Annotated in this window: 19 protein-coding genes; 8 read left to right on the top strand and 11 right to left on the bottom strand. The window is 72.9% G+C overall.

Annotation, left to right across the window (positions count from 1 at the left end):
• Nucleotides 1-1,687: 1,687 nt before the first annotated feature.
• From E1258_RS35865 to E1258_RS13345, 4 genes are all read left to right on the top strand, one after another.
• A complete protein-coding gene (locus E1258_RS35865; RefSeq protein WP_371688611.1) occupies nucleotides 1,688-2,149 on the top strand; it encodes an MbtH family protein in 462 nt (153 codons plus the stop codon).
• A complete protein-coding gene (locus tag E1258_RS13355; RefSeq protein WP_243715420.1) occupies nucleotides 2,146-3,513 on the top strand; it encodes an aldehyde dehydrogenase family protein in 1,368 nt (455 codons plus the stop codon). The genes E1258_RS35865 and E1258_RS13355 overlap by 4 nt, the downstream gene beginning before the upstream one ends.
• Before the next feature lie 385 nt (nucleotides 3,514-3,898).
• Nucleotides 3,899-4,759: a transglutaminase domain-containing protein gene (locus tag E1258_RS13350; protein WP_132400213.1), complete on the top strand. Its 861-nt coding sequence runs from the start codon at nucleotides 3,899-3,901 to the stop codon at nucleotides 4,757-4,759.
• 142 nt (nucleotides 4,760-4,901) lie between these two features.
• A complete protein-coding gene (locus E1258_RS13345) occupies nucleotides 4,902-5,579 on the top strand; it encodes a LuxR C-terminal-related transcriptional regulator (protein WP_132400210.1) in 678 nt (225 codons plus the stop codon).
• Here the strand turns inward: E1258_RS13345 and E1258_RS13340 are convergent, their stop codons facing one another.
• From E1258_RS13340 to E1258_RS13300, 9 genes are all read right to left on the bottom strand, one after another.
• Nucleotides 5,580-6,629 carry an alcohol dehydrogenase catalytic domain-containing protein gene (locus E1258_RS13340; protein WP_132400207.1) on the bottom strand — a complete coding sequence of 350 codons (1,050 nt, stop codon included), beginning with the start codon at nucleotides 6,627-6,629 and terminating at the stop codon, nucleotides 5,580-5,582.
• Complete coding sequence (locus tag E1258_RS13335; protein ID WP_132400204.1) at nucleotides 6,626-8,482, bottom strand: cellulase family glycosylhydrolase; 1,857 nt, start codon at nucleotides 8,480-8,482, stop codon at nucleotides 6,626-6,628. Before E1258_RS13335 ends, E1258_RS13340 begins: the two co-directional genes overlap by 4 nt.
• A 4-nt stretch (nucleotides 8,483-8,486) precedes the next feature.
• Entirely contained in the window at nucleotides 8,487-9,653 is a 1,167-nt protein-coding gene (locus E1258_RS13330) for a DegT/DnrJ/EryC1/StrS aminotransferase family protein (protein ID WP_132400201.1), read from the bottom strand.
• Entirely contained in the window at nucleotides 9,650-10,693 is a 1,044-nt protein-coding gene (locus E1258_RS13325; protein ID WP_132400198.1) for a glycosyltransferase family 4 protein, read from the bottom strand. The genes E1258_RS13330 and E1258_RS13325 overlap by 4 nt, the downstream gene beginning before the upstream one ends.
• Entirely contained in the window at nucleotides 10,690-11,649 is a 960-nt protein-coding gene (locus E1258_RS13320) for an NAD(P)-dependent oxidoreductase (protein WP_132400195.1), read from the bottom strand. The genes E1258_RS13325 and E1258_RS13320 overlap by 4 nt, the downstream gene beginning before the upstream one ends.
• Nucleotides 11,642-12,952 carry a nucleotide sugar dehydrogenase gene (locus E1258_RS13315; protein WP_132400192.1) on the bottom strand — a complete coding sequence of 437 codons (1,311 nt, stop codon included), beginning with the start codon at nucleotides 12,950-12,952 and terminating at the stop codon, nucleotides 11,642-11,644. Before E1258_RS13315 ends, E1258_RS13320 begins: the two co-directional genes overlap by 8 nt.
• Nucleotides 12,949-14,499, bottom strand: a complete 1,551-nt coding sequence (locus E1258_RS13310; protein WP_132400189.1) for a class I adenylate-forming enzyme family protein — start codon at nucleotides 14,497-14,499, stop codon at nucleotides 12,949-12,951. The genes E1258_RS13315 and E1258_RS13310 overlap by 4 nt, the downstream gene beginning before the upstream one ends.
• Nucleotides 14,489-15,229: a nucleotidyltransferase family protein gene (locus E1258_RS13305; protein WP_165949755.1), complete on the bottom strand. Its 741-nt coding sequence runs from the start codon at nucleotides 15,227-15,229 to the stop codon at nucleotides 14,489-14,491. Before E1258_RS13305 ends, E1258_RS13310 begins: the two co-directional genes overlap by 11 nt.
• A gap of 297 nt (nucleotides 15,230-15,526) precedes the next feature.
• The gene (locus E1258_RS13300; RefSeq protein ID WP_132400183.1) at nucleotides 15,527-16,999 is read right to left on the bottom strand and encodes an amidase family protein; all 1,473 of its coding nucleotides are present in this window, start codon (nucleotides 16,997-16,999) and stop codon (nucleotides 15,527-15,529) included.
• A 243-nt stretch (nucleotides 17,000-17,242) separates the two neighbouring features.
• On the opposite strand from E1258_RS13300, the gene E1258_RS13295 reads away from it, so the two are divergent.
• The 4 genes from E1258_RS13295 to E1258_RS13280 all read left to right on the top strand — a co-directional run bounded on the left by E1258_RS13295 (nucleotide 17,243) and on the right by E1258_RS13280 (nucleotide 20,303).
• On the top strand, nucleotides 17,243-18,076 hold the full coding sequence (locus E1258_RS13295; RefSeq protein ID WP_132400180.1) for a 4'-phosphopantetheinyl transferase superfamily protein: 834 nt from the start codon (nucleotides 17,243-17,245) through the stop codon (nucleotides 18,074-18,076).
• Between the two features lie 30 nt (nucleotides 18,077-18,106).
• Nucleotides 18,107-19,456, top strand: a complete 1,350-nt coding sequence (locus tag E1258_RS13290; protein ID WP_132400177.1) for a hypothetical protein — start codon at nucleotides 18,107-18,109, stop codon at nucleotides 19,454-19,456.
• A gap of 197 nt (nucleotides 19,457-19,653) precedes the next feature.
• Nucleotides 19,654-20,001, top strand: coding sequence for a Tn3 family transposase (locus E1258_RS13285; protein WP_132400174.1), 348 nt, complete (start codon nucleotides 19,654-19,656; stop codon nucleotides 19,999-20,001).
• Complete coding sequence (locus E1258_RS13280; RefSeq protein WP_007074048.1) at nucleotides 19,998-20,303, top strand: hypothetical protein; 306 nt, start codon at nucleotides 19,998-20,000, stop codon at nucleotides 20,301-20,303. Before E1258_RS13285 ends, E1258_RS13280 begins: the two co-directional genes overlap by 4 nt.
• Before the next feature lie 74 nt (nucleotides 20,304-20,377).
• On the opposite strand, the gene E1258_RS13275 is transcribed toward E1258_RS13280, so the two are convergent.
• Both E1258_RS13275 and eis read right to left on the bottom strand, forming a co-directional pair.
• Nucleotides 20,378-21,124 (bottom strand): ZIP family metal transporter, encoded by a 747-nt coding sequence (locus E1258_RS13275; RefSeq protein ID WP_132400171.1) that lies wholly within the window; start codon nucleotides 21,122-21,124, stop codon nucleotides 20,378-20,380.
• Between the two features lie 39 nt (nucleotides 21,125-21,163).
• Nucleotides 21,164-22,367 (bottom strand): enhanced intracellular survival protein Eis (gene eis, locus E1258_RS13270; protein WP_243715419.1); only part of this gene is annotated, 1,204 nt, incomplete at its 5' end.

Raw genomic sequence — 22,367 nt, 5'->3', positions numbered from 1 at the left:
CCGCTACCGGGCGGCGGGGCACGGAAACGGCGCGGAGGGGTGCCGCGCCCGCGCCGGGTCCGGCCGGGTCGGCGGGCACTGTCCAGGCCGCCGCGCGATCGATAGACACCGTTGGACCGGTCAGGTGGAGCTAGCCATGTTGTCGGGACTCTCGCCCGCCATCTTCTTCGTTCGGCAGGTCTGTCCCGGTCACAACGCACTTGGTCGGTGCGGCAGTGACTCCCGTTATGGACACCGTCGCGCGTGGATGTCACAACAAACAATCCACAAGGGAGCCGCGAGCGCTCATGGGAGCAACCCTAAACGAGGCCGTTCGGATTGGCGAGGCTTTTTTTTAATTGCACTCTGACCTGCCGCAATAGTTTCCGGGCCGAGCCGACCGGACGATCTCGCGCCGCCCCGATACGCCTGATACAATTGCCGGGCATTGCTCCGGACGTCATGCGCCCGGCAATCGCAAAATCCTGCGAGCTCCGCGGTCCTGTGCAATCGCTCGTCTCCACACCGGACCGGTAGCGGCTTTCCTCCACTATGGAGACGGTGTCCCGGAATGCATCCGGGGTGGCTACGGTCCGATCGCGACGGCCGTCCCGCTGAGCCGGAGAGAGCCATGAGTCAGAGAGCCTTGACGACGACGCACGACACACGCCTGCCCGTACCGCGCTGGGGAGGGTGCCGTCGGTGGCCGCGAGCCATCCGCCGTTCGGATCCGCGACCCGGCCGGCGGTCGGCGGCGCACCGACATCGACGAGGTGCGCCGGTGGCACCGGCAGCGCGGTGGCGAACCGGTCGGCTCTACCGGCGTCGCGCTGCCGCGCTTGGCCATCCGCTGCTGCCGACGGTCGCGCGGGCTCAACACCCGATCCGGCAGACCCGGCTGCTCGGGAAGGCCGGCCGGGTGTTCGGCCCGGTGGTGCGCGCGCTGCGCGAGGAGCACGACGTGCCGGTGCTGACCGCGTGTACCGAGCTTCTCCTTACGAGCACCGAGGCGACCGTGGCACCGGACCGGACGATCTCGAGCCTCGCGGCGCTCGCGGGCGCCTGCGCGAGAGAGCGCGAACCGAATGAGCTGTTCCAGCGCACCGATGCGGGACGGGCACCCGGTAGGGAACGGCTGAACGGTCAGAACGCGCAGACCCGAAATCACGCATCGCGTCTAGCTCGGCGATCCACTGTTCGACACCCTTTCCGGGTGCCTGGACCGCCTTCCCCACATTCGGCTCCGGGAGGCACGCGTGTTGTTCCCCATCGTCCGGCAACCTGGAAACCGGCAACTCAACCAGCACCTGTTCACCGATTTCCATCGCGTACGGGCGATCGTCGTCCATCGGCGACGATTCCTACCGTAATCCGGATTCGGCGAGCAGGACCAAGCCGTATCGAGTGGCCTCCCAGTTTCGGTGCCCGCGACCCCGTCGGGGTCACTCCGCATTGCGCGGACATCTCCAGGACGCGCTCGATTCCCGGGCGTTGTGCGGTCTCCGACAGGTGGACCGAATGGCCGTGGACGAAGCCGTGCGACGGCGGCTCGCGTCCGCGCCCGGCCACCGTCCGCGTGACGTCCGGCCAGCGCAGTGCGCTCACACCCGTACGAACACCGGCGTCGGCGGCTGGTGGCGGTCCACCAGGTCGCGGCTACGGGGCGCGCCGACCCGCGGCCGAACGCCTGGTGCGGCATCGTCGTCAGGTGTCCGAGGTATTTCTCACCACAAGGGAGTACCGGCGATTCGCCATCGAGTCGGCGGTCAGCAGGACAACGGCCGCGCCTTGCGCCAATCACCCGCCGCTCTCCGTTGCGGAAGGTCGACGACGGGTGCCGAGCCGGATTCATGGTACCTCCGAGTTGATTCGGCCGCCGGCCGCACCGGCGCCGGAAACCCATCAATTCCACAATTGCTCAGGAAAGCGGGGAGGTTTCGCAATGGACGACCGTAATGCGGCCGAGGCGCGACGCGTCGTGGCGAATGTCGGGAAGCAGTATCCGACCCGGCCGGTCGGACGGGAACTGCCGGACGGCCGGCGCGATGCCGGAGTGCGGGGCACCAAGGAAGAATGTCTCGCCCACATCGCCGCGGTGTGGACGGACATGCGTCCGCTGAGCCTGCGGCGCCTCATGGCGGCAGGCGCCACCGGGGACGGTCCGGCGTGACCGCGCTCGACGTGGTGGACCCCGCCACCGGTGCCGTGTTCGCCTCCGCACCGGTCTACACCGCGGCCGAACTCGACGCCACGATCGCCGCCGCCACCGCGGCCGCTCCCGGGTGGGCCGCGCTTCCGCTCGACGAGCGCCGCGCCCGGCTACGTGCTTGCGGAGCCGCACTCGCCGGCGCCGCCGAGGAGGTCGCCGCGCTGCTCAGCCGTGAGCAGGGCAAGCCGCTGGCCGCCGCACGCGCCGAGGTAGGCCTGTCCTCCGGCTGGTTCGGGCACACCGCCGACTTGCCCGGCACCGACGAGGAGGTCGACGCGGGCCCAGGCGCTTCGATCATGATCGGCCGGGTGCCGCACGGCGTGGTTGCCGCGATCGCACCCTCGAACTTCCCGATCATCCTGGCGGTGTGCAAGGTCGCACCGGCGCTGCTGGCGGGCAATGCGGTGGTGCTCAAACCGTCGCCGGAAACGCCGCTCTCTACGCTACGGACGGGCGAGCTGCTCGCGCCGCACTTGCCCCCCGGCGTGCTGTCGGTCGTCTCCGGCGACAATGCGCTAGGGAAGGCGCTGACCACGCACCCGGGCATCGACATGGTGTCGTTCACCGGCTCGGTGGGCACCGGGCAAGCAATCGCCGAGCAGGCCGCGGGCCGCTTCCTGCCGGTGGTGCTCGAGTTGGGGGGCAACGACGCCGCGGTGGTGCTGCCCGGCGCCGACGTGACGGCGCTGGCACCGGCGCTGTTCGCCGGCGCGATGGTCAACAGCGGCCAGTTCTGCGCGGCCATCAAGCGGATCTACGTCAGCGGCGCACAGGCCGGCGAACTGGTCACCGCGCTGGCGAAGCTGGCCTCGGAGGCGGTCGTCGGCGTCGGCAGCGACCCCGCCACCGAGTACGGCCCGCTGGTGAGCCGTGCTCAGCTCGACCGCATCAGCGCGCTGGTGGACGAGGCTGCCGCCGCCGGCGCACGGGTGGTGACCGGCGGCGCCCGGCTGCCCCGGCCCGGCTGGTTCTACCCGCCGACCATCGTCACCGACCTCCCGCCCGGCACCGATCTAGAACTGGAGGAGCAGTTCGGCCCGGTGATCCCGGTGATCGCCTACGACGACCTCGACGAGGCGATCGCACGTGCTAACGGCACGCGCTACGGGCTCGGCGCGTCGCTCTGGGGTGACGCCGAGCGCGCCCGTGCGCTAGCGGCCCGGCTGACCTGCGGCACCGTCTGGATCAACACGCACGGGGCGCTCCGCCACGACACCCCGTTCGGTGGGGTGCGCAGCTCCGGCATCGGCGTCGAGTACGGCTGGTGGGGGTTGCTCGAGTACACGCGAATCAAGGTCGTCCACGAGCTCCACCCGGGAGGGTGACTCCCATCCGCATCCGACGACGGCGCTGATGGTGTCCGCGCTCGTGCTCACGGCCGGCACCACCGCGGGTCGGCCGAGGCGGCGATTTCCGGCCGGCCCCGGCCGGCCCAGCTCAGCAGATGCCCCCGCCGGGCATCGTCACGGTCAGATGCCCGTAGACGGCCGCGGTGGCACAGCGAGGCCAACGGCGAGGACAACAACGACGGGGAGAGCCCAAACCGGTCCTGGAACTGCGGCGTCGAGGCCCAGCGACGATCACAGCCAGCTCGGCGGCGATTCCGCTCGATCACCAGCGGTGCAGCCACCGATCATTCGGCTGCGGTAGGGCCGCTACCCTGGCAGACGGCTCTCGCCTGCCCGAACATCGCGCTGACCGAGGACGTGCATGTCAAGCAACTGGTCCGTGCACAGCGCCTACTCCGATCCCGGCCGTCACCGGGCGCTGCTCGCGGAGCTGCGCGGCGAGGTGCCGCGCATCTGCGCGGCTGCGCGCAACGTCATCGCGCACTATCGCATCGAACTGCCCGAGCTGTCCCCGGCGCGGCACGACGAGATACACAGCCGCTGGTTGGAGGCCATCCTGGAGCTCGACCAAGAGCGCCACCCGGAGCCGCTGGCGACACCGAGGGCGACCGTGGAGAAGGTCGCCGGCTGCTGCCGCGACCACGTGCTGTTCGTCGTCGGCGCGCTGCGCGACCGTGGTGTTGCGGCGCGCAGCCGCGTCGGGTTCGCCTCCTACCTGACCGAGGGCTACTTCCTGGACCACGTCGTCGTCGAGTACCGGACCGGTGACCGGTGGCGCCGCGTCGACCCTGAGTTCGCCCCTGGTTCGGTCGAGTTCGACGTCGAGGACATGCCCACCGGGCCGACAGCCCCGTTCCGGACCGCGGCCCAGGCCTGGCTGGCCCACCGGTCGGGGGAGACCGACGCCGAGTTGTACCGGGTGTTCCCGGAGTCGGAGCTGGGTGGGCCGGGTTTCATCCGCGACTGCGTCGTCACCGAGCTCGCCCACCGGCAGAAGGACGAGCTGCTGCTCTGGGACGCCTGGGGTGACGTGGCGCACCAGGTCGACGACCCGCTGGTCGACGAGCTGGCCAACCTGCTCGTCCGGGCCGACGCCGGCGACGACACCGCCGAGCGCGAGCTGGCCCGGCGCTACCGCGACGACCCGCGCCTGCACCCCGGCGACGTCATCACCCAGTACTCCCCCTACGGCCAGCCGCCTCGCGCGGTCCGGCTGCGCTGAACCGTCGGCGGTCGACGCCATAGCCGTTCGCGCAGGGCCATCCGTGCGGTCATCCGGATCTTCCGGTTGACCGCCCCGAGAGCGACGCTGGTCACGGGATCATGAGTCGAAGCCGGAGCGACGCGATTCGGGGGACGGTCACATGGCGAATGCGGACTCGATCAATCAAACGGTACGGCCCGCCGCCGACGTCCCGGCCTCGATCGGGGTGGCCGTGCTGGTCGGCAACGAGGTCACCCGACGAGGGCTCGAGTCGATCCTGACCGACCTGTCGGGGGTCGCCGAGGTCTCCTACCACCAGGGTGTGGCCGAGGCCCAGGCTGCGCTCGCGACCGGACGATTCGACGTCCTGCTGGTCACCAGCTCGGCCGGCAGGGCGGCGCTGTCGGTGGCCGGGGGCGGGGCCAGGATCCTGGTCCTGGTGGACGACGGCAGCGGCGTCCAGGAGCTGTTCGGCGCCGCGGCGCGCCCGCCCGACGGCATCGTGCTGCTGGCCGACCTGACGCCGGACGGGCTGGCCGAGGCGCTGCACCGGACCGCCACCGGGCAAATCCACGTGCCCGACCGGCTGGCCCGCGAGCTGATGGACCAGGCCAGGGTGGAGTTGTCCACGCCGGTGCACCCGGCGCGGCTCACCGCCCGGGAGAGCGAGGCGATGGGGCTGATGGCCGAGGGCATGAGCAACAAGCAGATCGCCGGACGCCTGGGTATCTCCAGTCACGGAGCCAAGCGGTTGGTGGCCAGCCTGATGCTCAAGCTCGGCTCGCCGAACCGGACCGCGGCCGTGGTCAACGCGATCAAGTCCGGGCTGGTCCGGTGATCAGAACGGGTCCGCCGACGGCATCAGGATGACCTTGTCCGCAACCCGCGTGTCGAACAGCTCGTAGCCGCGGACCGCCTCGGTCAGCGGCAGCCGGTGCGAGACCAGGACGCTCGGATCGACCCGACCGGTGCGCAGCAACGCCATCACCGGATCGCGGGAGCGGATCGGGTTCCCCACCACGAACCGCAGGGTGAGTTCCTGGACGAACGCCTGGCCGGCCGGGAAGGCGACGTCGTCGGCACCGTGCGCGCCGACGACCAGCACCGTGCCGCGCGGCCCCGCCGCGCTGACCGCGCAGGCCAGTGCCGCCCCGGAACCGACCGCCTCGATGACGACCGCGGCCTCGTCCCGGCCGCGCATCCGGGCCATCGTCGCGGCGAACCGCCCGGGCTCGACCACCGCCGGCACCAGCGCGCCTGCCCGCTCACGTCGGGCCGGATCGACGTCGCAGACCACGACCGTGGCGCCCAGCTCGGCCGCGCACAGCGCGGCCATCAGCCCGACCGGCCCGGCCCCGACGACCCCGACCAGGTGGTCCGGCCCGACGTGCGCGTCGGTGACTGCGGTGTAGGCGGTGGCCAGGACGTCTCCGGCGAACAGCGCCTGCTCGTCGGTGACCGCCGCCGGCACCGGCCCCAGCACGACGTCGGCGAACGGCACCCGGACGTACTCGGCCTGCCCGCCGGCGACAGCGTCGCCGACGATCGTGGAGTAGCCGAACAGCGTGGCCGACGGGCAGTGGTAATGCCAGCCGCGCGCGCACCGCGGACACCGGCCGCAGGCGATGAGGTATGAGGCGACGACCCGGTCGCCGACCGCGAACGGCACCTGTGACCCACGCTCGGTGACCACTCCGGCGAACTCGTGCCCGAGCACGGTGCCCGGGGCGAAGCTGGGCATCTCGCCGCGGTAGGGATGCAGGTCACTGCCGCAGATCGCGGTGCGGGTGACCCGCACGACGGCGTCGCGTTCGGACTCCAGCCGGGGCATCGGCAGGTCGTCGACGATCTCGACGTGCCGCGGGCCGCGATAGACGACCCCCCTCACGCCGAGCTCACCGTGGTCGAGGTCGCCGTGATCGAGGTCATCGGGAGTCGCGCCACGGTCCAGCCCTTCTCGGTGAGGTCGACGACCAGATCCGCGTCGGGGTCGTCGCCGTCCCGGCCGACCCGCACGGTCACCGCACGGTCGCGGTGGTTGACCAGGGCGACGCCGCCGTCGACCGGCACGACCTCGACCTCCGGGTCCGAGCAGCGCACGGCGGGACCGACCCCGGCCAGCTCGGCAATCCGCCGGTAGAACCGTTCCCACGGGGCGAGCGCGAACCGCCCGACCGCGTCGAGCTGGCGTTCGAACGGGACGTTGGTGAACACCAGCCGGCCCGCGCCGACGGCGTTGACCACGACGGCGGGCGTGCCGTCCGGGTACGCAGCCAGCACCCGGCCGGAGGTCGCCCGGAGCGTGGTGGGCACCGCGCTCGCGACGGTCCAGTCCACCGGCCACACCTCGCCGTCCCAGACGATCTCCTGCCGGTTTCGACCGGTCAGGTCGTAGTCGACGATCTCGGCGCCGACCAGCTCCGCACCCGGGAAGCCGTGCAGGTGATCACCCAGTGAGTAATACACGGTGGCGCCCCGGTGCAAGGTGGCACGCAGGTGCTCCAGGTCCGCCAGCGTCACCTGGTCGACCGACGGGCAGACCACCAGTTGGTGCCCGGCGGCCGGAGCCACCACCACGTCCACGTCCAGGTGTAGGCGTTTGAGCAGTAGGTAGGCGAAGAACGGCGAGACGGCGTCGCGGTGGGGGTCCAGGTAGGACCCGCCGCCGGCGGGCTGCCCGGCCACCGGCCACACCGCGATCCCGGCCGGCCCGACCGTGCGGACCAACGCCGGTGCGGCGTCGACGACCTGCCGGTAGGCCGTCATGGCCGGCTTGGGCGTCCCGTCGGCGCGGTGCAGCCCGACCATGCGCTCGGCCGGGCGCCGGTCGTAGGGCTCGGCGGTGGAGGTGCTGTCCTGCCAGCACCACACGATCACCCCGGCCGCGCCGTTGACCAGCACCGAGGCGACCGCGGCGCGCAGATAGGCCGCGGCGACCTCGTCGCTCGCGCCGTAGGTCCCGAGTTCGTCGACCAGGGCCACACCGTGCGCGCCGGCCAGCCGGGCCAGGAACGCCGGCAACTGGGTGGCCTTCGGCGACAGCGTGGACTCGATGTGCCCGGGCGACCAGAGCGGGAACCCGTGCACCGCCAGCAGGTCGAGGGCACGGCCGGTGGCCGGCCCGAAGGCCGATCCGCCGAACACGGTCAGCGCATTGTTGGCCTGGCAGACCAGTACCTCAGGGGCCACATGCCGGATCGCGCCGACCAGCCGTCCGTACCAGCGGGCGACCTCGGCCGAAGTCAGCGTCGCGGCCTCACCCGGGTCCACATTGGAGATCTCGTCGCCCAGGTCGAGCGCGAGGACGTTCGAGCAGTCGGCGATCGCGGCGGCCACCGCTCGCACGAACGTCTCCTGGGCCGCCAGCATCTCCGGGTCGCGCCACAGACTGCGCCCGCGCCGCCACGGCAGGTCCAGCAACTGACCGTTCATGAACAGGGTCAACACCGACAGCACGCAGCTCAGGCCGGCAGCCTCGGCCAGCTCGACCAGCCGGCGCAGCCGGGTCAGCGCCTGCTTGTCGACGTGCCGGGGCTCCGGGTGGAAGTCGCGCCAGAAGACGAACACCCGAACGGTGTTGAGGCCGGCCTCGGCGATCCGGTGCAGGTCGGCCGCGACGATGTCGGGATCCCAGTCGACCCACAGCTGGCAGCCGGCACGGACCGGGAAGTAGGTGACCCCGAGCGCGGTGAACGGCCGGTCGTCACGCAGCAGACGGCCCTCATGCAGGCGGAACGCCATCGCGTCAGCCCTCCCGCGCGGGTGTGTGCAGCGCGGTCGCCAGCGCGTGCACGACGCGCCGCACGTCGTCCTCACCCATCCCGCGATGCAGCGGAAGCGACAGCAGCCGGTCGGCGATGGCGTCGGTGACCGGCAACGGGCCCGCCGCGGCGGCGTAGTAGCTGAGCCGATGCATCGGCGGGTAGTGCACCGAGGTCTGGACGCCCGCGGCGAGCAGCGCGGCGCGTACCGGCCCGCGGTCGGTCCCGGCGGGCAGCACGACCGGCATCAGGTGGTGCGCGGAATCCTCGGCCCCCCGGTCGGTGAACGGCACGACCAGCCCGGGCAGCGCGCCGAGCAGGTCGCGGTAGCCGGCGGTGAGCGCCCGTCGGACCCGGCGGTCGACGCCGAGTCGGCCCAGCTGGACTCGGCCGATGGCCGAGGTCAGATCGGTCGGCCGGTAGTTCAGCCCGAGGTCGGCGACGTCGTAGCCACCGGACCCGCCGGTCATCCGCTGCTGCGGCGAGGTGCCGATGGAGTGCGAGCGCATCCGGCGGATCCGGTCGAGCAGCGCGGCGTCGCGGGCCAGCACCATGCCGCCCTCGCCCGTGGTGACGTTCTTGGTGGCGTGGAAGCTGAAGCAGCCGACGTCGCCCCAGGTGCCCAGCATCCGGCCGGCCACGCACACGCCCGGTGCGTGCGCGCTGTCCTCGATCAACCGCAGTCGACCGGCCCGGCACAGCTGCGCCAGCGCGGCGATGTCGGCCTGGTAGCCGGCGTAGTGCACGGTGATCACCGCCCGGGTCCGGGGGGTGATCAGCCGTTCGACCTCGGCCGCGGTCAGCACCGGGTCCTCGGCCGCGCGCACGTCGGCGAACACCGGAGTGGCCCGGTGCAGGGCGACGACCTCGGCGGCGGCGACGAAGCCCAGCGCGGGGATGATCACCTCGTCGCCCGGGCCCAGGTCGAGCGCGGCGACGGCCAGGTGCAGCGCGGCGGTCCCGCTGCTCACCGCCACCGCCTGCGGGGCGCCGTGGGCCGCGGCGAACTCTTGCTCGAACGCCTCGGTCTGCGGCCCGGCCGACAGCCATCCGGACCGCAGCACGGCCACCACGGCGTCGATCTCCTCCTGGCCGATCACCGGGTCGGCCAGCCGCACCACGGAATCCGTCGCGGTGCCTGCCGCCGTCACCGCTCACCGCCGGACATCGGGGGCCGCGTGGACTCCATCGGGTAGCCCGCCGCCACCGCAGCCGCCACCTGCGCCCAGGTGTTCTCCCGCTCGACCCGCCTGCGGCCCGCCGCACCCATCGCGCGGCGCCTCGGTTCGTCGGCCAGCAGGCCGACCAGCGCCTCGGCCAGCGCGCCGGGTTCGGCGTCGACCACCAGGCCGTCCACGCCGTGCCGGACCACCTCGCCCGCCCCCTGGAACGGGCCGCTGACCACCGGCGTGCCGCACGCCCAGGCCTCGACGAAGACCAGCGGGTACACGTCGGAGGTCGAGGGCAGGCAGAGCAGGTCCGCAGCGGCCAGCAGCTGGTGCTTGACCGTGGCGTCGACGACGCCGAAGTCGTGCAGCCCGTCGGCGGTCGAGGTGGCCGGGCCGTCCGCGCCCGGTCCGGCCAGCCAGAACGCCGTCCCCGGGCGGCTCAGGCGGACCAGCGGCGCGGTCGCGAGCAGCACCGGGTAGCCCTTGAACACGGTCCGGCGCCCCAGGAACAGCACGGTTCCGGTGGTCCCGGCGAAACGGGCCCGCAGCCCGCTCGGGTCCACCGTTCCGTCCAGGTGCGGGGCCTGCGGGACGTACCGGATCGCCGCCGGGTCCGCTCCGGCGGCGATGACGTTTTCGGCCTCGGCCCTGGTCAGCACGTACACTGCGGCGGCCGCCCGACAGGCCGCCCGACCCAGATCGGGATCGGGCCAGAGCTCGACGGCGGTCGCCGGGGTGAGCACGAACGGGCACCCGAGGTCGTTGGCGGCATTCAGCGCCACCGCCACCTGCCGCGGGCGGGCGAGGTCGAAGGCGTGGACCACGTCCGGGTGCCCGAACTCGCGCGGGTCGGAGATGCACGGCCACGGACCGGCGTCCGGCGCTCGCGGTGGCAGCGAGTCGGTCAGCACGGCACCGGTGTGCCCATGCATCGCGAGGTGCTCGGCGGTCTTCCAGGCCATCCGCTCGGCCCCGGTCCACTCGCCGCCGTAGCCGCCGAATGCGATCAGGACCCGGCTCACGACGCGCTCCGGTGCGCTGCGTACCAGTCGAACGTCGACCGCAGCCCGACGTCGAGGGTTACGGCCGGCTCGTAGCCGGTCAGCCCACGCAGCCGGGTCAGGTCGGGCAGCCTGCGGCGTGGGCCGCCGGGGGCCGGCCGCACGGCGAACTCGGGGTGCGTTCCGGCGAGGGCGCAGATCCGTCGGGCGAGGTCGAGGATCTCGACCTCCTCCCGGTCGTTGCCGATGTTGACCAACAGTGGACCCGGCTCAGGCACCGCGCACAGCCGCAGCATCGCCTCGACCGCGTCGTCGACGTGGCAGAACGCCCTGGTCTGCCGCCCGCCGTAAAGCGGGAACGGGTCGGTGCCGGCCAGTGCCCGCTCGATCAGCTGCGGCACGACGTGCTCGCTGCCCATCCGCGGGCCGTAGACGTTGTAGAAGCGGGCCACCCGCACCCGGCTCGGCGGGCCGGCGTGCAGGAACAGATACTCGGCGACGAGCTTGCTCAACGCGTAGGACGTGCGCGGCGATCGCGGCTCGCACAGCACAAACGGCGCGTCTTCCGGGACCGGTAGCTCGGCCAGCCCCGCGGTCGCGGCACCGTCGCCGACCTCGCTGGTCGAGCTGAGGAACAGCACAGCCGGCTGCGTCCGGGCGCACCAGTCGAGCAGCGAGACGGTGGCCAGCACGTTGGTGCGCACGGTGTGTACCGGCCGGTCGGTGACCCGCTGCACGCCGACCACCCCGGCCAGGTGGTAGACGGCATCGAACCGGTCGAGGTCCGCGGGCAGCGGTGTGGTCAGGTCGTGGCGGACCAGGTGCACGTCCCCGGTGAGGGCGTGCAGCTCGGGGTCGTCGGCGCCGCGGGAGAAGTCGTCCAGGACGGTGACCTGCACGCCCTCGTCGAGTAGCCGTCGCACCAGGTGCAGGCCGATGAACCCGGCCCCTCCGGTGACCAGAGCGCGGTCAGCCACGGCCGAGCCGCAGGTAGGTGAGCCCCTCGAGGCCGGTGAGCTCGGCGTCGAGCAGGCCCCACATGTCGAACACGACGCCGCGGCCGCGCATCCGGCCCAGCAGCCAGTCTCCGGTGAGCCTGGTGTAGCCGGGGTGGTCGGACAGCAGTACGACCGCGTCGGCGCCGGCCACCCCCTCGTCCAGCCCGACCGGTTGGTAGCCGAGGTCGGCGATGCGCTCCGGGCGGACGATCGGATCGTGGCCGGCCAGCGTGCCCACCCGGCCGCGCAGCAGGGTGGCCACCTCGATGGCGGCGCTGCCGCGCACGTCGTCGGTCTCCGGGCGGCCCTTGTAGGCGATGCCACACACCAGGACCTTGGCGTCGGCGAGCCGGTCGGTGTCCGGGTCGGTCAGGGCCGCGACCACCCGCTCGACCACGTGGCCGGGCACGCGTTCGTTGGTCCGCCGGGCCGCGGCGACCATCGGCATGTCGGCGTAACCGGCCGCGGCCGCACTGTGCATCAGCAGGTACGGGTCCTTCGTCAGGCAGCTCCCGCCGACGAAGCCGGGTCGGGACAGGTCAGGCCGGGGGTAGCGGAGGTTGGCGGCGGCGATCAGTTCGGTGGCGTCCAGGCCGCGCGCCGTGGCGGCCAGTGCCACCTCGTTGCCGAACCCGTAGATCAGGTCGGTGTGCGCGTTACAGATCAACTTGATCATCTCGGCGGCCTCTAACGAGGACACCAGCACCCGGTCCGGGCAGACCGCTGCGAACAGGGCCTCGGCCCGCTTGGCCGAGGCGTCGTCCAGGCCCCCGATGATCTGCGGGAGCGAGGCCAGCTCGGCCATCGCCGAGCCCTGGATGATCCGCTCGGGGCAGAAGGCCAGCAGCGGGGACACCGTGACCTGCCGCATGGCCGGTTCGACGAGATCGCGGCAGGTACCCACGGGCACGGTGCTGCGTACCACGAGCAGCGTGTCCGGGGTGATCCGCGCGGCCGCGGCGGTGACCGCGGCCCGCAGCGGGCCCAAGTCGCAGCGGCCGGTGGCCGGATCGACCGCGGTCCCCACGCAAATGATCACTGCGTCGGGCACTGAATCGGGCAGCCGGTCGGCCACGGTGAGCGCGCCGTCGTCCAGCGCGACCAGCGCCTCGGCCAGGCCCGGTTCGAAGAACGGCGGCCTGGCCTGCGTCACCGCGTCCCGGACGTCGGGGTTGACGTCCACTCCGACGACGCGGACTCCGGCGCGGGCCAGGGCGACCGCGAGCGGCAGGCCGACGTAGCCGAGTCCGACGACGGCGACCTCTGGCGGTGGTGTGGTCATATCCGGGTACCCCTCCTCGTGGCTGTGGTGCCGCCCGGCGCACCGGTGCTCCGTTCGGCGATCAGGTCCCGCAGCGCGGGGGCGGCGACCTTGCCGAGCGCGGTGCGCGGCAGCCGGTCGACGGCATGGACGTGATGCGGAACCTCGTAGGCGGTCAGCCGCTGCCGGCAGCCGGCGACCACCGCCGCCGGATCGGTGCCGGGTGCCAGCTCGACCGCGGCGTGGATCTCCTCGTTGCCGCGGGCGTTCGGCAGCCCGCAGACGTGCACCGCCCGCACGCCGGGCAGCTCACCGATCAGCCGTTCCAGCCTTCGCGGGTTGACCTTGCGGCCGCCGACGTTGATGAAGGTCGCCTTGCGGCCGACGATCGTTACGTCCCCGGCGCCGTTGACGTCGACCAGATCGCCGGTGTCGTAGTAACCGTCCGGGCGCAGCGCCTCGGCCCTGCCCCGGCCGACGTAGCCGGTGAACATCGTCGAGGTCCGCACCAGCAGACGCCCGGCGTCGGAGTCCCGGACCGGCTCGACCCGCCACTGCACGCCGGGGACGAATCCGCCGACACCCTCGGCCGGCCACGGCTGGGACCGGCCGAACTGGCAGGCGATCAGCCCGGTCTCGGTCGAGCCGTAGATCTGGCGGACCGGGCAGCCGAGGCGGCCGGCGGCAGCCGCGGCGGCCGCCATGGTGAGCGGTCCGCCCGAGCAGAGGGCGACCCGAAGCCGGTCTGGCCGGCGCCGCCCGTACAGCAGGTCCGGGACCAGGCCGTACACGAACGGCGTGGCCAGCAGCGCGGTCACGCCCGCGTCGAGCCCTTCGACTAGGCCGCGCCCGGTGAACCGCACCAGCAGCGCAAGTGTGCCGCCGGACAGCATCGCGGCGCACAACGCCCCGACGAACCCGAACGAGTGCGCGAGCGGAACCGCGGCCAGGATCGTGTCCCGCTCGTCCAGGTCGAACAGGTCGCGGTAGAGCGCGCCCCCGCGCAACGCCGAGCCCAGTGGGACCGCGGCCGCTCGGGGTTCGCCGGTCGATCCGGAGGTCAGCTGCAGCACGGTCGCCGAACCGGGTGCCCGGTTCGGCCACTCCGCCTGCGGCGCGCCGGCGACCAGGTCCTCGACGGCCAGCCAGCGCAGCTCCCCTGTCGCCGCGGGCCGCGGGCCGTCCACCGCCGCGACCACCGCGCCCGGTCGGGCCGCGTACACCGCGGACAACGGGTCGGCCAGATAGGAGCTGTCGTGCTCGACCATGACGACGTCGAAGCCGGCGGCCAGCAGGCCGAGCAGCACGGCCGCGTGCGCGCCGGTATTCACCGTCGCCACCACGACCGCGCGGCCGGCGGGCAGCTCGGCGGTCGCGCGGGCGGCCACTCGCCGCGCAGTCGCGGCCAGCTCCCCCCAGGTCGTCTCGGACCAGCCGGCAGCGGTGTGCCAGCGAACGGCCGGGGCGTCCGGGCGCTCGTCGGCGTGGGCCGTCAGCCGCTCCCGCAGTGCGGCGACGGCGTCGTGGTCGGCCTGTGGCGCGGTCGCCGGGTGCCGGTCAGTTGGCATGCGAAACCCGGAAGCCGCCCCGGCCGACGCCGGGTAGGTAGACCTCGGGGGTGTCGGTGAACTCGGCCACCGCCTGCTCGTAGCGGCCCGGGGTGCCGATGTCGTGCCAGCTGCCGGCGAACCGGTAAGCCCCGACCGACCGGCCCGCGCCGATCAGCGAGGTGATCAGGTCGGGCATGTCGACCACCGACTCCGCGGCGATGAACGAGCGCACGGACGGGTCGACGACGTAGACACCCATGCTGACGTCGACCCGGACACGGGGCTTCTCGGTCACCCGGTACACCCGGTCGTCGGCGATCTCGAGGGCACCGGAGTCGATCGTCACCTCGGTCTGCCGACAGGCGATCGTCATCGCGCAACCGCTGCTCCGGTGCACCCGGTGCACGTCGGCGAAGTCCAGTGTGGTGAGCACGTCGCCGTTGAGCACCAGGGCCGGCTCGTCCCAATCACTGACCAGCAGCAGCGGGCCGGCGGTGCCCCGGGGCTGGGCATCCACCGAGAAGTCGACCACCAGGCCCTCCGGGATCGCCTCGAACAGGTGCTCGCGGATGGCTGTCTGCAGGTGCGACACACAGAGTGTGACCCGCTCGACCCCGGAACCGCGCAACTGCCGCAGGAGGATGTCGAGCAGCGGCTGGCCCCCGATGTCCATCAGGATTTTCGGTCGCTCCGCGGTGAGCGGCAGCAGGCGCCGCGCCTTGCCCCCGGCGAAGATGATTGCGCGCACATCAACTCCCACTCATCGGGTCGGCCGGGTAATCGGCGACGATTAGCGCAACCGATCGTCGGCAGTTCTTCCGAGCTTCGGCACGAACGCAATTTTCGATCGGCTGCGGTCGGCCCCGAAATACTCGTCCGGGCGCGCCAACAACCGCACATACCAGCCATAGCCAAAGGTGCGCCGGCGATCCGGCCGGCCGGCCTTGACAGAACACCGGCCGCGGTCGCGGGGCCGGGCATGACGCGCGACGGGCACGGCGGACCGACCCCTCGGCGGGCGGAGGTCAGGCGACGGGACGGCGGCTCAGCCGGTCGTCAGCTCGCGGCGCACACTGTCCGGCGGCGCCGCGGACGGCCCGGACTCCAACGCCGGACGGCCGATCGGACCCAGCGCCCGAGCCAGCACCCGGGCGGTCTCCAGCACCGTTCGGTCCCCCAGGCGGGGACCGGCCACCGCGACCCCGATCGGCACTCCGCGCGCGTCCAGGCGGACCGGGACGACGACCGACGGCAGGTAGCACATGCCGGTCACGCCGGCCCACACCATCTGGTCCCAGTAGGGCCGCGGCCGGCCGTCGACAGTAATGGTGCGCTGGGCGAACGGGCGGTGGTCGTGGGCCGGCGCGGTGTTCGGCGCGACCGGCAGCAGCAGGGCGTCGTAGCGACTGAAGAACGCCCGCCAGCGCAGGCCCATGCGGGTGCGCAGCTCGTTGGCGACGATCCAGTCGCGGTGGCGTTGGTGGACGTGCTCGCCGCCGAGCACACCGGTGGGCGGCCGGACGCCGGTGGCGATCAGCTCGGCCTCCTCGCCGGAGATGTCGTCGATCGCGGTACCCGCGATCAGCTTGCGAAAGATCTGGTCGCTCTGCTCGAGCCGGATCCCCAGCGGGCTGGTGGCCCGCACTGCGACTCCGGTCTGGGCGAGGGCGTCGGCGGCGTGTTCCACCGCCGCGCGCACCTCGCCGTCCACCGGGCAGTACGGGTCGTCGAACCAGGCCGCCACCCGGCGCGGCCGGCTGGCCGGGGGCAGGCTCAGCCGCCAGGCGCCCCGGTCCCAAGGGTCCGGGCCGCTGATCGCGTCGAACAGGATCTCCAGGTCGTCGACGTCCCTGGCCAGCGGTCCGACCATGGCGATGTCGGGCAGGCCACGGTTGAACGGCATCGGCGGGACGTGGCCGTACATCGAGACCGTGCCGTAGGTCGGCTTGAGACCGGTGACGCCGCAGAACCCGGCCGGAATCCGAATGGACCCGGCGACGTCTGAGCCGATCTCCAGCGGCGTGAACCCGGCCGCCAGCGCGCCCGCGGCACCACCGGAGGAACCGCTGGTGGTCAGCGTCGGGTCCCACGGGTTGCGCGCGGTGCCGAACAGCTCGTTGTAGGCCTGCAGGTCGCGCGAAGCACGGGGCAGGTTGGTCTTGCCGAGGATGATCGCGCCCGCTCGCCGGGCCCCGGCCACCGCGGCCGCGTCCTCGTCCGGGACGAAATCGGGCAGCAGACCACCGGTGGTGCGCAGCCCGGCGGTGGCGAAGCTGTCCTTGACCGTCATCGCCACGCCGTGCAGCGGCGGCAGCGGGTCACCGCGCACAACCGCCTCGTCGGCCGCAACCGCCTCGGCCTCGGCGCGTTCGTTGCGGGTCACCACGAGCCCGAGTGCGCCGTCGTAGCGATCGATCCGGGCCAGCAGTGCGCGCAGGTACTCCCGGGCGGAAAGCTGCCCGTCGGCGATCGCCCGCGCCACCTGTCGGGCCGGCCACCAGCACAGCTCGTCTTCCATCACACCTCGGCTCGGTCCGCGGCGAGTCGGTGCGCGACGCCCGACGCATTTCCGGCTGTTTCACCCGCCCGTCGACATTAGTCTCGGCGAATTGTGCACCGCCTTACGCCGGAGCCCCACGATAGATGAGCCGGAAAATCGGGCATGGCCGTTCGCGCACTGACCTGAGCCCTGGCCGCCGACTACTGTCCGGGAGATGGCGCGACAACTGCGGCCGGGCCGCCCTGCCGGCGGGCGCGGGCGGTGAGCCGGGTGCGGGTGCTGATCGCCCGGACCACCGCGCCGCCCTGCCCGGCCGCCGGCGCAGCCCCGGCCGCTGCCCGCAGGCGCGACCAGGCGGCGTCGCGGGAGGCGCTGCGCCGGGTGTTGGTTCTGCTCGGGCGCGAGCCGCAGGTCACCGGCCGCACCTTCCCCCACCGCACGGTCTCGTTGACGCACTGTCCGGCCGGAGGCGGCGCCGCCGCGGTCGACGACCCGGTTCTCCCGGAAGTCGTCGGGGTCGGGGTCGACCTGGAAACCGATCGGCCACTGCCGCGGCGTGCCGCACGCTACTTCTGCACCGCGGACGAGCTCGCCTTTGTCGATGCCTTGCCACCCACCGACCGTTCCGCGCAGCTGCTGCGGCTGTGGACGGTGAAGGAGGCGCTGTTCAAGTCCGACCCGGAGAACGCGCACACCGCGTTGCGGCGCTACCAGCTGCCGGTGCCGGCCGCGGCCGGCGGCGTCGCGGACCGTCGCGGCGGCACCCGCCGGCTCGCGTTCGTCTACGCGAGCCGCCGATGGGGCGCCGAGCAGCTGTCGGTCGCGCTGGCGCTGACCCCGCAGGCGGACCGACCCGCGTACCGCCCCACGCACCGGTCTGAGGTGTCGCGCCCGGTGGACATCGCCGCCCGGGTGGCCGCCGCCCACCCAGACGCGCCCGGGCGGCCATGGGCCGGCACGCCGCTGGTCGGGCTGGTCGGGCTGGTGCTCGACCTGCCCGCCGCCGGTCCACTGCGGCTGCCGCCCCGACTGCAGCCGCTACGCACCGTCGCCGAGCTGACCGAGTTCCTCAATCCGCAGCTTCTCCCGTCCTGATCCACCGACCCACACAGGAGGTCGAAAGACATGTCGCCATCGGACGCCGACGCCGGCGAGTTCCCGCTGACCTGGGCCCAGCAGCAGTGGATGGCCGGTCCGCCGCCGCTGGACGAGAACGACGCCTGGCGCTATGAGCTCAGCCTGCCGGTACCGGTCGGACCCGGCCTCACGGTGCCCGACACGGTGGCGGTTGCCGGCGAGTTGGTGCGCCGCTACCCGCCGCTGCGGTCGCGGTTGCGCCGCGGCGCCGACGGGCAGCTGCGGCAGGAGGTGTTGGCTCCCGACGACCCGGCGGTGCTGGACGGGGTGCAGCGGCTCGGGGTGTGGTGCTTCGACTTCGTGACCGACGCGCTGTTCGACGCCGGACGGCGGATCAGCCAGTTCGTGACCGACCCCGACGCGGGGAACCTGATGATCGTGGTGCCGCCCGCGGGCACCGGTGGCGACGTCGAGATCTCCGTCGCGCACGCATTCGTCGACGCCAGCGGGGCCGGTGCCCTGGTCGCCGCTTTCCTGGCCGTCCTGCGCGGTCAGCAGGCCGCGCCGATTCAGCGGACCTGCTACGACATCCTCGAGTTCGAGCGCGGCGAGCGCGGCGCGGAGCTCTCCGCGCGCAACGTCCGCTACCTCGTCTCCACCGCGCGCCGGGCCGAGGAGCACGGCCTGAGCGATCCGCGCGGGACGGCCCCGGAGCCAACCGTGGACGGCTGCCGGCTGCGCAGTCGCAGGCTCCTGCGTGCCCTGGCCCGCAGCCAACCGGACTCCCGCCTGGCCCGCGCCGCGCTCGTACTGGCCGTGGCGCTGATCGCGTTCTGTCGGGTCCGTGGAACCGACGGCGCGTGGGTCAACATCGTCGTCGGCAACCGGGCCACCCCCGAGGCGGAGTCCTTCGTCGGCCTGGCCATGCAGTGGGGTGCGCTCACCGAGACCCTGCGGCCCGAGGACTCCCTGCGCACCGTGCGCGACCGGCTCACGCTGCGCCTCGCGCAGAGCCTGCGGCACGGCCGGTTCGACCCGCGCCAGGCCGGGCAGGAGTTCGACAGCGCTGGCATCGGCGGGCGCCCGGTGTTCACCTTCAGCCACTGGGAGTCGCCGACCACCGACTGGGACACTGCCCGCAAGCCCGTCGACGAGCACGCGGTGCAATCGGACCACTACGAGTGGACCAGCATGCCGGCCGGAGCGGGCGGGGCCGGCATGGAAGTCAACACCTCCACCTTGATGGACCAGGCGCTGCTCAAGGTGAAGTGGGACCGGCGGCGTTACGCCGACGCCCGCATGCGCGACTACATCGCGCACGTCGAGCGGATGCTCGACCTGGCCGTCGACGACCTCGACGTGCCGGTGGCGCGGCTACGCGACCTCGACCTGACCTGAGCACGAGCACTCGGGGCGGCCCGCCGCGCCGCCCGAGGCCGGCTGGGTATCCTGAATCAGGAATCCACGAACGGCCGATGGTGGGCCGAGCCGACATGACGTGGTCGCCGCAGCTTGAGCCGATCACGATCAGCGGCGTCGATGTAGGTGAACGGGCGCGGTGACGCACGTGCAACTCGGTGATCTGGGGCCGGCGCATGTTGCAGCGCGACGGACGACCCAGCCAACTCGGCGACGCGTTCGCAATGTACGGACGGATCTTCAAGACTCTGCACGTGCTCACCTTCGTCGACGACTCCGCCTACCGACGCGGCCGCGATGATCGTCGCCAGCCTGGCGGCCAGCTCAGAGACGTCGGCAACCAATTTCCGCAGCCGACGTTGCCGTGGATCTGGCCAGCCTGCACGCCGCCCCGGGCGTTGCCGCTGGCGAGGTTCTCGTTCTTCATCGGCATCAGAGCGCCGCTGATCGATGCTCGCCAACCATCCGGTCCGATCCGCACGGGTGGGATAGGACGTGCCGAACGGGGAATCGGACGGGCATGAGGATCAGCAGCACTCCCGCCGTGGCGGCGTCGAGCGAGGAGACCGGGCCCGACGGGGTACGCCAGCCCGGTGGCGAGGTGCACGCCTGGCTGCCCGGGCAGAACCAGACGCTGTGCGGGCTGCCGCTGAGCCGGACCCGGCTGCGGCGCTTCCCGCATGTCCGCTTCGACTACTCCTCGACCGACGTGCTCACCGCCGCCGACGCGGTGGGCCACATCTGCCCGCGCTGCCTGGCCGCGACCGGGGGCAGCGGGGACCGCCGGCAGCGGCAGAGCTGGGTACGCACCTCGCCCCGCCCCTGACTGACCCGCGAGCGATGTACGGATGCGCCCGCCCCGGCCACACACCAACCGCCCCTGACGGCACAGGGGTCGGCTCAGGCGTGGGAGAGCGCGAAGGCGGTCAGGAAGCCGGCGACCGTGATCAGGCCGACCAGCAGGTGGGCGTCCTCGAACGCCTCGGGGACCATGGTGTCGGTGATCATCGCGAGGATCGCGCCGGCCGCCAGGGCGGTGATCGACGCCAGCACCTCGGGCGGCGCTTCGCCCAGCAGCGTGTACCCGGCGAGCGCGGCGAGGCCGCTGACCAGGGCGATCCCTGCCCAGAGCGTGAAGACGTACCGGCTGGGCCGGCCGGCCCGGCGCATTCCGGCCGCGCTGGACAGGCCCTCCGGCACGTTGCTGAGGAAGACCGCAACGACCGTGACCACGCTGACCGCGCCACCGCTGAGCAGGCTCGCGCCGATCACCACCGACTCGGGGATGCCGTCGAGCAGCGCGCCCACCGCGATCGCCGACCCCGAGCCAGGTGCCTCCTGCTCGGACGGCTGCGCGCCGGAGCGTTTGCGGTGCCGCGCGCCCCGCCGGGCCAGCAGGACGTTCGCCCCGGTGTACGCGAGCGCGCCGCCAGCCGCCCCGATCGCGGTGGGCAGCAGCCCGCCCTGCTCGTGCGCCTCGGCGATCAGCTCGAAGGAGACGGCGGAGAGGAGCACCCCGGTGCCGAAGGCCATGATCGACGCGATGATCCGGCGCGGGACGGGCACGAACCAGCCAAGCGCCGCCCCGAGCAGCAGCGCCGACCCGGCCAGCAGCCCCCAACCGCCCGCTTGCGACCATCCCGGCATTCGCAGGACGTTACCCGTGCCCCGCGCGGCGAAACCGGGTCAGAAGTCCGCGTACAGGTAGGGGAGCTGGCGGGGGAAGAGGCGGCGCAGCTCGGCGGCGGCGTCCGCCGGCACCCGACCGAGGCCCCGGATGTCGACCTCCGCCGGGTCCAACACCCCGTACGCCAGGGCGGAGAGCCCGGCGGCGGTGAGCGTCGCGGCCGGCACGGGCCCGGCGGAGGCGTCGCGGACCAACTCCAGCCGGCCCGTCTCGCCGTCGAGCAGGTGGGTGCCGGCGAGCCACCGGTCCCTGGTCAGCTCCACCCGGACCCGGCCCGGCCCGGCCGGGAGGCCGGCCAGTGCGTCGAGCGCGAGCAGCCGGGCCATCGGCGCGGGCGACCCGGGCCGGGTGACGCGCGTCTCGACGTGCACGGCCAGGTCGGTCAGCCACAGCTCGGGCAACTCGTCCGCCGCGACCCGCAGGCTGATTCGGTCCACCTGGTCGACGTGCCGGGCGAGGAACTGCAGGATCAAAGCCCGGGCGTACGGGTCGGCGACCAGCAGGTCGTCGCCGGCCAGCTCGCCGCCGTGGTTGTCGATCCGGTACGTGAGCACGCCGACCGGCATCCCGTCCCGGCGGGCGGTGATCAGCCACCGGTCGTCGTCGTCGCGCATCCACACCGCCCGGACCTCCGGGAAGACCGCGAACCCGTGCCGCTCGGCAAGGCAACGCTCGGTGAAGGCGCGGTGGCCGGCGTACCCGGTGCCGGTCCGCTCCCAGGTCAGCTCACCGGGCAGGTCGGCGCGGAGCAGTGGGCCCAGATCGGCCGGGGTGAAGGTGACCCTCCGGGCCTGGGGCAGGCCCACGTATCCGAACTGCTCGTAGAACGAGGCGCGGAACGGGTACAGCGCGGTGAGCGTGTGCCCCCCGTCGCGCATGTCGTCGAGGAGTTGGTGCAGCAGGGCCCGGACGTGCCCGCGACGGCGGGCCATCGGGTGGGAGACCACCCCGGCGACGCCGGCCATCGGCAGCACCGCCCCGCGCAGGTTCTGCCGCATCGGCACGGCCGACGCCGCGGCGAGCGTCTCGCCACCTTCCTCCGCGACGAGGGTGCGGTTGACCTCGTTGTAGGGCAGGTGGCGGGGGAAGTCCTCGGCTCGCTCGGGTCGCATCGGCGACGGTTCGAAGCAGTATGCCTGGAGCGGGAACGAGGTGGTCAGCCGCTCGGAGGTGGTTACCCGCCGGATGGTCATCCCCCATCCC

It is taken from the genome of Micromonospora sp. KC207 (assembly GCF_004348615.1).
Lineage (GTDB): Bacteria > Actinomycetota > Actinomycetes > Mycobacteriales > Micromonosporaceae > Micromonospora.
Note: the sequence above shows the minus strand (reverse complement) of the source record. Positions and strands in the feature narration are given on the sequence as shown.

Coding starts and splice junctions, on each gene's coding strand:
- E1258_RS13285 (WP_132400174.1), top strand. CDS start 19,654: ATGTTGCAGCGCGACGGACGACCCAGCCAACTCGGCGACGCGTTCGCA.
- E1258_RS13280 (WP_007074048.1), top strand. CDS start 19,998: ATGAGGATCAGCAGCACTCCCGCCGTGGCGGCGTCGAGCGAGGAGACC.
- E1258_RS13290 (WP_132400177.1), top strand. CDS start 18,107: ATGTCGCCATCGGACGCCGACGCCGGCGAGTTCCCGCTGACCTGGGCC.
- E1258_RS13345 (WP_132400210.1), top strand. CDS start 4,902: ATGGCGAATGCGGACTCGATCAATCAAACGGTACGGCCCGCCGCCGAC.
- E1258_RS13315 (WP_132400192.1), bottom strand. CDS start 12,952: ATGACCACACCACCGCCAGAGGTCGCCGTCGTCGGACTCGGCTACGTC.
- E1258_RS13275 (WP_132400171.1), bottom strand. CDS start 21,124: ATGCCGGGATGGTCGCAAGCGGGCGGTTGGGGGCTGCTGGCCGGGTCG.
- E1258_RS13350 (WP_132400213.1), top strand. CDS start 3,899: ATGTCAAGCAACTGGTCCGTGCACAGCGCCTACTCCGATCCCGGCCGT.
- E1258_RS13335 (WP_132400204.1), bottom strand. CDS start 8,482: ATGGCGTTCCGCCTGCATGAGGGCCGTCTGCTGCGTGACGACCGGCCG.
- E1258_RS13300 (WP_132400183.1), bottom strand. CDS start 16,999: ATGGAAGACGAGCTGTGCTGGTGGCCGGCCCGACAGGTGGCGCGGGCG.
- E1258_RS13310 (WP_132400189.1), bottom strand. CDS start 14,499: ATGCCAACTGACCGGCACCCGGCGACCGCGCCACAGGCCGACCACGAC.